Raw genomic sequence first — 9214 nt, 5'->3', positions numbered from 1 at the left:
TTTGTGACAAAAATATTACAAAAGGGGCTTTTCTTTTTTGCTGTTATGGTTTATGTTTCCAAGTACTGCGAAGGCTTACGCCTCTGTTATGCTTCAAGGGGCCATGGACTGCGAAACCGATAAAATGATTTCTGCCCTTAAAAATCCAAAGGAGGAGAAGCTTGGTTCATGGCGATTTATCAGTGGTGACTATCAAGGAGTCCCCCTGACAGTCGCAGTTACCCATGCAGGTGTTAGCTATGCTGCCGCTGCTACTGCTGTAGGTATTGAACATTTTAAGCCTGCTGCTGTTATTAACCAGGGTACCGGTGGTGGTCACGCTCCCTCCCTGCATACCTTTGATCTGGTGATTGGAGCTGATTCCTTTGATGCAAGTGCCTGGATCAGTAAAATCGAAAAAAATAATGCTGACTGGCGGCATATACGCTTTTTCGCCGTTAAGGATGATTATTATCTAACCGATAGTTACAGGATTTCAGCCGATGCCAATTTGTTGATGGTGGCGAAGGATATGTCCAAAAACTATCATAAAGGCAACACTGCCGTAGGCACTATTTCCACATCCAATAACTGGAACCGCCAGCAGGAAAGAATTCTTTTTCTGAATAGGGAATACGGCTCATTGTGTGAGGACATGGAAACCCATGCCGCAGCTCAGATTTGCCGAAGCTATGGTGTACCATTTATAGGACTTCGGGTTTTGTCAAATGCAGAGCTCCACGATGAAAAATTCAATCCTGAGACCGGACACGCCTGTCAGGAGTTTGCCCTTTCAGTGGCAAAGGCATATTATGAGAAATTCCTGAAATAATATTGTTACAGTGCCATTACTAACAGCGGAGGGTTCATAATCCTCCGCCTGTTTTTTTGGATTGCCACTCAGAGCAGATATATCAAAGGATAGTTCCAGAATTTGTGCTGGAAAAGTTGATAAATCCATCCAAAAAAATGCAGATAAATGACGGAGACAAAAAATACCCTATTCCACTAAATAATAAGTGGAGTAGGGTATTTGTGTCAAAACAAGGACATCTGATCGCTCTCATCCAGCCCCTCCAGACAGCCGTGGACCCGGAGGGCCTCAATACTTGTCTTGGTTATTCCGGTTCGCTTTTTTAAATTTTCAATGGAAGAAAATGGACCAGTTTGGCGTTTCTCCACGATGGCTTTGGCATCCACCCCCCCAAGTCCTGTAAGTGTAGTAAAGGGCGGCAGCAGGGCATTTTCCTCAGTAACCATCTGGAAGCGGTCCGCTCCTGACCTGTACAGATCCACCTTTTTTACGGTAAATCCCCGTATATAAAGCTCCCAGGCCAGCTGAAGAACCACATAGAGCTCTTCCTCCTTATTGTCCATCTTGTCCTTGGTCTCCAGCTCCTCCATCTTGGCCTTCACCGCCTCCTTGCCGGCAGAAATTATATCTGAGTCAAAGGCAGCAGCCCGAATGGAGAAATAAGCTGCATAGTAGGCCAGGGGATAATGGACCTTGCAGAAGGCAATACGATAGGCCATCATAACATAGGCGGTGGCATGGGCCCTTGGGAACATATACTTAATCTTCTGACATGACTCAATGTACCACTCGGGAATACCGGTCTTGCGGAGAGTTTCCACCACCTCCGGTTCAATGCCTTTCCCCTTGCGGACCCGCTCCATTGTCTTAAAGGCCAGGAGAGGCTCCACCCCGTTATGCATAAGATACATCATAATATCATCACGGGCGGCAATAGCGTTCTGCAGGGTACAGGTTCCGGCCTTTATCAAATCCTGGGCATTGCCCAGCCATACATCCGTACCATGGGAGAAACCGGATATGCGCACCAAATCGGAAAAACAGCTTGGATTGGTGTCTGCAATCATCTGACGGGTAAAATTGGTTCTAAACTCAGGAATACCAAAGGTGCCGGAATTGGCCCCCAGCTCCTCCTCAGTCACCCCCAGAGCATTGGTACAATTAAACAGGCTGAGGGTTGCCGGATCATCAAAGGGAATGGTCTTTGGGTCGCGGTGAGTAAGATCCTCCAGCATTTTTATTACCGTAGGATCATCGTGGCCCAGAATATCCAGCTTAACCAGTCGGCTGGAAATGGAATGATAATCAAAATGAGTGGTAATGGTGGCCGAGGTCTTGTCATCCGCCGGATGCTGCAATGGGGTAAAGAAATGAACATCCATATCACGGGGTACTACCATGATACCCGCCGGATGCTGACCAGTGGTCCGCTTCACCCCGTTACAGCCTGCAGCCATCTTATTTATATAGGCATCCCGCTTTGTCTGTCCCTTTTCCTCATAATACTTGCGCACAAAGCCATAGGCGGTCTTTTCCGCCACTGTACCAATGGAACCGGCCCGGAATACATTGTCCTTGCCAAAGAGCTCCTCGGTGTATTTATGGGCCACAGGCTGATATTCCCCGGAGAAATTCAGATCAATATCCGGAACCTTATCACCATCAAAGCCCAGGAATACGGCAAAGGGTATCTCGTGACCATCCTTTATCATATTGGTACCACAAACAGGACATTCCTTGTCCGGCAAATCATAGCCACAGCCATAGGAGCCGTCGGTAATAAATTCACTGTGCTTGCAGTGGGGGCATCGCCAATGTGGCGGCAAAGGATTTACCTCGGTAATATCCGTCATGGTGGCCACAAAGGAGGAGCCAACGGAACCACGGGAGCCTACCAGATACCCATCAAGATTGGACTTGCGCACCAGCCGCTGGGCAATAAGGTACAGCACCGAGAAGCCGTGGGCAATAATTGGCTTCAGCTCCTGGTCTATTCTGTCCTGGACGATTTTCGGCAGCACCTCCCCATACAGGCTCTTGGCCTTATTATAGGTCATACTGGTGATTTCCTCATCTGCCCCGGGAATCATCGGCGAATACAATTCATCAGGAATTGGCTTGAATTTTTCGCACATTTCAGCGATTTTCCGTGGATTGGCAACCACCGCCTCATAGGCCGCCTCTTCCCCCAAATACTGGAATTCTGCCAGCATTTCCTCTGTGGTCCGCAAATAAAGAGGTGGCTGAAAATCAGCGTCATCAAACCCCTTTCCCTTCATAAGAATAGCCCGGTATATCTGGTCTTCAGGATTAAGGAAATGCACATCACAGGTGGCTATCAAAGGCTTGTTCAGCTTCCTGGCCAGCTCAGCTACCTTCATGTTTATCTTAATCAAATCATTATCATCTTTGATATTGGGAAAATCATTACTTCGTACCAAAAATTCATTATTACCAATAGGCTGAATTTCCAAATAATCGTAAAAATCAGCTATTTTCAGCAGCTCTTCATCGCTTTGCTCCGCCACAATAGCCCTGATCAGTTCTCCTGCCTCACAGGCTGAACCAATAATCAGGCCCTCCCGATATTCCTGTATCAGCTGACGGGGCAGCCGCGGAGTACGGTGGAAAAAGCGTAGGTGGGACATGGTTATCAGCTTGTAGAGATTGCGAAGTCCATTTGGATTTTTCGCCAGCAATATAATGTGATTGGCCCGTTTTTGCTCGTAATCCTCCCCTACCAAATAGCCTTCCACACCATAGATGACCTTTATATCCAAGGGCTTTTTCCCAAACACGGTTTCCATCGCCTCAGGAAAGGCCTGAACAACGCCGTGGTCCGTAATGGCAATGGCCGGCCAGCCCCATTTGGCGGCGGTAGTAATAAGGCTCTGGGCAGAGGCCACTGCATCCATATTGCTCATGGTGGTATGACAATGAAGCTCCACCCGTTTTTCCTCCGCACTATCCTGACGGCGTTCCACCTCTACCAGCAAAACGCTGTCAGCAAAATACACATAATCATTATCGTATTTATCATAGCGGACGGAGCCCTTGACCTTGACTGCATCTCCAGCCTTGGCAGCCTTTTTCAGACGGCCCAGAACCTTTTCATAGCCCTCAGTGTCCTTGAAAAAGGCCTTGCAGGTAATGCCTTCAGAATTATCTGCCACAGCAAAAAACAACAGGTTAGTAGACTGGAAGCTACGGCCGTCTACACCGGCAATAGAGCCCTGAACCACCACATCCCGCATTTCACCTTCAATTTCAGCAATTGGGGTAATTTCACCGATAATGGCATTACCATATATCAGCGGGCTGTCATCATCACCGATTGGAACATTGCTCCGTCTGGAACGGGAAGGCTTATTGGCAGAAGTCTTTTCGCCACTGCCACCAGCAGAAGGAACTCCGCCATACCCGCCGCCATATCCCCCGCCGCCCTGGGCCGGCTTTGGTGCCGGAGCCTTGGCCGCCTCCAGTGCCGCCTGATATTCCTTGGTCTCGTGAACGGACTCCTCCACATCCGGAATCTCAAGCTCTTCATATACTGGCTGACATTCCAGCTTAATTGGATAGCCAATTACCTTGATACCGGCATCCCTTAACTTCTGAAAAACATTATGCTCCTCCAGCAGATACTTGCTAAAATCCCCATTTACCTGAAGAAGAATTATGGATTCCTTATAAATTCGATTGGAATGAAGCAAAATGTGGCGAATTCCCTGATTTTCCTTTGCCACATAATCCACCAGCTTTTTCCAATTCTGCTCTACGATCTTGTCCAGCTTCATTACAGACTGATAAATATACACCTTGGCCACCTGATACTTCTGTGCCACAAAGGCTGCCAGCCGATTAAGCAAATCCTCAGCAATTTCCGGCATGGTCCAGGCCAGTATTTCCCACGTATTAGTGTCCAGAGAAATTTCCACATGACGAATAAAGCCGCCCTTAAGCAGCTCTTCCTCATCGCTATTCAAATTCATTCCCCTGGCCAGCTCTGACAATATCCGACTGGTTTTCGGCACAATACAATATTTATCCATAAGAAGCAAAACCCCCGATTTTTCCCAAAAGAGCACCTACAGAAAATTATACAAATCTATTGACCTTTAAGCAAATGAAACACCTCTTATATAATATATATTAGCCTAGTCTTAATATTTGCATAATAATATTAATAGCTATATAATATATAATTAAAAGACTAATGAAAGGGTGATGCTTGTGTTTGCAAAATGTTGTGGTGCAACGACTATTGGGGTAGACGGACAAATAATAGACGTAGAAGTTGATGTGGCCAATGGTCTTCCAGGCATGGAGATGATTGGCCTACCTGATGCCATGGTGCGGGAGGCCAAGGAACGGGTCAGAACGGCTGTAAAAAATTCCGGCATAAAGATAATGCCGCAAAAGGTAACGATAAATTTAGCCCCGGCAGGGATACGGAAGGACAGCTCAGGCCTGGATTTACCAATTGCCATAGCCATGCTGGCGGCCTACGGGATATTGCCCCGTGAAAGTATGGAGGGCAATCTGTTCTCCGGAGAATTATCTCTGGAGGGGCAGGTCCGCGGTGTAACCGGTATTCTGCCCATGGCCATAAAGGCCAAGGAAATGGGCTTCAAGGCCTTTTTTGTGGCAGAGGCAAATGTCAACGAGGCTCTCCTGGTAGATGGACTGACCATATACAAGGTAAACAGCCTGTACGAGCTAATTGATTATCTCACCGGAAAAGCTGCCTGGGAGCCTGCAGTTTCAACCAATACGGAGCAGGAGGCAAGGGATGAGACAATGGATGATTTTGCCGATGTACAGGGACAATTTGTGGCCAAGCGGGCCTTTGAAATAGCGGCGGCCGGGGGACATAATATTTTGCTGGTGGGCAGCCCCGGAGCCGGAAAGACCATGTTGGCCAGGCGGTTAAATTCTATCCTGCCGGAAATGACCATAAAAGAAGCCCTGGAGGTAACCAAAATTTACAGTGTGGCAGGAATGCTGAATAAAAACAGCGGCCTTATTACCAAACGTCCCTTCCGCAGTCCCCATCATACCACCTCATCGGTGGCCATGATTGGCGGAGGCTCCATCCCCCACCCTGGTGAAGTGAGCCTAAGCCATAACGGCGTTCTGTTTTTGGATGAACTGCCGGAATTCAGCAAGCAAACCCTGGAGTCATTACGTCAGCCTCTGGAGGATGGTACGGTAAGCATCGCCAGAGTAAATGCCTCCCTGACCTTTCCCTCCCGGATTATCCTCTGCTGTTCCATGAACCCATGTCCCTGTGGCTATTATAATGACCCGGAAAAGCAATGCGAATGCTCCTATCAGGAAATAAAACGATATAACCGAAAAATTTCCGGTCCATTGTTGGACAGAATCGATATCCAAATTCGTGTGCCCCGGGTAACCTACACAGAATTAACCTCAACCCAGCGAAGTGAAGCATCGGCAGTTATCCGTAAACGGGTATCGGCAGCCCGGGACCGTCAATTGGCCCGTTTGGAAAAATATGGCATTGTCTGCAACGCACAAATGAGCAGCTCCATACTAAAAAAAACCTGCAGGATTACCAAGGAAGCCCAGCAGCTCCTGCGGGCTGCCTTCATTGAAAAAAGCATGTCCGCCCGCTCCTATGACCGCATAAAAAAAGTGGCCCAAACCATAGCCGATCTTGATAACAGCGATAAAATCACCGAAGTCCACCTGGCCGAGGCCATACAGCTCAGAAATGATATTGGGGTATAAAACATCAATCCACTTGCCTATACACAATGACAACAGCAGTCCGGCTGTAATCCAGGCTGCTGCTTTCTCTTGCTTGTTTCTATTCAATTATGTAACATGCATTACCACCAACACAGGCAGCAAGGCCAGATACCCTTCACCGCCTGGTCATTGGCTATTTCCAAATTCACTTTTTGAAGTCCTTTGCCTCTACGCAGCCAAGACTAGTATAAATCATACCATTTTTACCGCGTGTTGAGGACATCAAATCGATGGATTTGGCTATCATTGCTCCATGAGGTGGATTCTGCAATATTTCCTCCATCCCACAATTCAGCACCCCTTTCCGCACCAGGGTAATATGGGGAGAAAATTTCCTTTTATCATATGGTATGTTGTTTGCTGCCAAGGTCTTTCTAAGCCTACCAACATATTTTGACAGCTCCTCATTCCTTTCTATACCTGCCCAAAGGATATCGCCAAAATTGCCTATCCCATCCAGCTTTATAGACAATGGTGCAAAGGGAACAGCCTCCATAGCCTCCAACACAGGCTCTGCCGAACCGTACTCACCGATGAAAGCCAATGTGATATGAAAATTTTGTTCAGATACAAACCTACCACGCACCCCCATATCATACCACCTGTCCTGTAACTTGGTTAGCGATTTTATGATAGGCTCCTCGAAAAGTATGGCTATGAAAAGTCTCATTTCTTATACCACCCTACCTAAAAAACAAATTTGCTATCACGCTCAAAACAACACTGATAATAATGCAGGTTACGATTGGAAAATGGAATGAACTGTTTTCCCCCTCCACATTAATATCTCCCGGCAAACTGCCAAACGGAATGAATTTACTGCCAAAATGAATTACACAACCTACTACCACAAGGATTATCCCTAAATATATTAACGTTTTCCCAATATCAGTCATTGACTTACCTCTCCACTATTCATTTATCACAAGTCGGCCATTAAAACCTTTGGCTTGGGAGTACCCCCTCAGCCTGTCAAATTTCAATCCGGCATCAGGATTGCTCCCACTGTGCCCAACAGCATAAATATTAAGAAGCCAACCAGTATCCAGGCTTCCTTGTAATCTGCCAATTCCTTGATAAAATTCAACGCTTCCTTAAAGGAAATATGCTTGTCGTTGTCAGATTTTACCTGGCGGGTGCTGCCATCTGCCAAGGTAACCTTAAAAAGCGGAAAATTATAAATTCTTATACGGCCGACGGCTACCCACAAGATTAAGGTAACCGGTACGGTCAGTACAAGCCATGCCCCCAGATAGCTATAATTGGCTGTACCCTCAAAATCCAACAAAAAGGCACATATGGCCGGCAAGGTATTGAATACCAGCACTCCTAAAATTATTTTAAGCATTCTAAGGGGGGTGTAGAAAGCCACCCTTACCGGTTCCATCCGGCCATTTACCGGCTCGAGGAACAAGGCCTTAACCGTGCTGTTCACTACCGGCTCCTGGCCCTGGTTCACGGTAAGCCGGGCCTGTATCCGCTTTGGCCGCAGTGAATCCATCTTAAACACCTTGCGCCGCCATTCATCGCCCCGGCCGTCAGCAAAGGCCACGAAGAAAATAATCCCAAAAATAGCTCCCCACATTAGACCTACCAATACATCAAACAGGCACATGGCCCCAGTGGTGAGCACAGTCAATACCGTAGGTTCAATAAGCCAGGAATAATTCTTGCTGAGCTTGGTATTGGTAACAGCTGTCCGGCCAGTCTGGCCGTTCACCACTGCCAATACAGGGCCAATACTCAACACATATACCGGCAGCAAGGCAGGCAGGCGCAACAGATGTCCCGCCTGCATATTAATGGTCACGCCAGTGGTCTGCAAGGCCTGTTCTGCCTCCTGCCTAAAGCTGTCCTCCACTTCCTCCAGCACGCGGTTTTCCAGCGTCAGCCCATCCACATCTGAGAGCTTCACCCGTTGACCGGCAATAAAGGCAAATTCAAAGGGCCGGGCAGCTGTCCACTCAAAAGGCTCCATAGCATCCAACACCAGATTGTCCAGCTGTTTGGATGTATTTACCGCAATTCCATTCAAAAAGCCCCCCATATTGTATTTGCGATCAGAAAAGGTCTCCAGCCGTTGCACCTGTGCCGTCATCGGGCCACGGATAAGCTCATAGGGCAAATAATAGCCCCGTAGCTCCTGAATATTGGCCAAAACGGCCTGAGCTTCTTTTTTCCGGGAATTACTATGTCCCCATTCTGCCAGCTTTTCCCTGGCCTCATCCTCGGTCAGTACAAAAGGAATAATCACCTCCGGCAGCTCATCCGACTTGCCAAAGGCCCGGCGGGCAAATTTGCCGCCACAGAAGCCACATTTCCCCATGGCCTCCCCCTTGGGAATAATAACCTGCGCACCGCAGTTCTGGCAGGAATGTACCTCAGCGTCCGCATTCTCGCCCTCCAAAATGGCCTTGCGCCTGGCGTCCCGCCATTTCTCCAAGCGCATAATCGGATCCTTTACATCAGTCACCCCACCACAATACTGGCACAAATATTGCTGCCTGACAATGTCATAATTGGCCGGTGCACCACAGCTCTTGCAGTATACCGCCAAAGGATGATTATTTTCCACTCTGATATGCCTCCCATTATCTTATAACGCCATTGTTCAAATTTTTCTTCTTTAGAAGAAAAATCTTCCAATTA

Annotated in this window: 6 protein-coding genes; 2 read left to right on the top strand and 4 right to left on the bottom strand. The window is 47.6% G+C overall.

Going from position 1 to position 9214, the window contains the following annotated elements; translation table 11 throughout:
- Positions 1–37: 37 nt before the first annotated feature.
- Positions 38–811: a 5'-methylthioadenosine/S-adenosylhomocysteine nucleosidase gene (locus Q0Y54_RS09500; RefSeq protein WP_297966836.1), complete on the top strand. Its 774-nt coding sequence runs from the start codon at positions 38–40 to the stop codon at positions 809–811.
- Between the two features lie 206 nt (positions 812–1017).
- Here Q0Y54_RS09500 and Q0Y54_RS09495 read toward each other — a convergent pair whose 3' ends face one another.
- Entirely contained in the window at positions 1018–4842 is a 3825-nt protein-coding gene (locus Q0Y54_RS09495) for a PolC-type DNA polymerase III (RefSeq protein ID WP_297966833.1), read from the bottom strand.
- A 181-nt stretch (positions 4843–5023) separates the two neighbouring features.
- Here Q0Y54_RS09495 and Q0Y54_RS09490 point away from each other — a divergent pair, with 181 nt between their 5' ends.
- Positions 5024–6544 (top strand): YifB family Mg chelatase-like AAA ATPase, encoded by a 1521-nt coding sequence (locus Q0Y54_RS09490; protein WP_297966832.1) that lies wholly within the window; start codon positions 5024–5026, stop codon positions 6542–6544.
- 166 nt (positions 6545–6710) lie between these two features.
- Here Q0Y54_RS09490 and thpR read toward each other — a convergent pair whose 3' ends face one another.
- From thpR to Q0Y54_RS09475, 3 genes are all read right to left on the bottom strand, one after another.
- Positions 6711–7235: an RNA 2',3'-cyclic phosphodiesterase gene (gene thpR / locus Q0Y54_RS09485; RefSeq protein WP_297966830.1), complete on the bottom strand. Its 525-nt coding sequence runs from the start codon at positions 7233–7235 to the stop codon at positions 6711–6713.
- A gap of 13 nt (positions 7236–7248) precedes the next feature.
- Positions 7249–7461, bottom strand: a complete 213-nt coding sequence (locus tag Q0Y54_RS09480) for a DUF2905 domain-containing protein (protein ID WP_297966828.1) — start codon at positions 7459–7461, stop codon at positions 7249–7251.
- A gap of 83 nt (positions 7462–7544) precedes the next feature.
- The gene (locus Q0Y54_RS09475; RefSeq protein ID WP_297966826.1) at positions 7545–9140 is read right to left on the bottom strand and encodes a hypothetical protein; all 1596 of its coding nucleotides are present in this window, start codon (positions 9138–9140) and stop codon (positions 7545–7547) included.
- Positions 9141–9214: the final 74 nt, after the last annotated feature.

The sequence above is a fragment of the uncultured Anaerovibrio sp. genome (assembly GCF_947302755.1).
In the GTDB taxonomy this organism is placed as follows: domain Bacteria; phylum Bacillota; class Negativicutes; order Selenomonadales; family Selenomonadaceae; genus Anaerovibrio.
The sequence above is the reverse complement of the archived record's forward strand: the minus strand, read 5'-3'. Positions and strand labels throughout refer to the sequence as shown.

Bases quoted from the DNA above. Each gene is read 5' to 3' on its own strand.
- thpR (WP_297966830.1), bottom strand. From the start codon at position 7,235: ATGAGACTTTTCATAGCCATACTTTTCGAGGAGCCTATCATAAAATCG.
- Q0Y54_RS09480 (WP_297966828.1), bottom strand. From the start codon at position 7,461: ATGACTGATATTGGGAAAACGTTAATATATTTAGGGATAATCCTTGTG.
- Q0Y54_RS09495 (WP_297966833.1), bottom strand. From the start codon at position 4,842: ATGGATAAATATTGTATTGTGCCGAAAACCAGTCGGATATTGTCAGAG.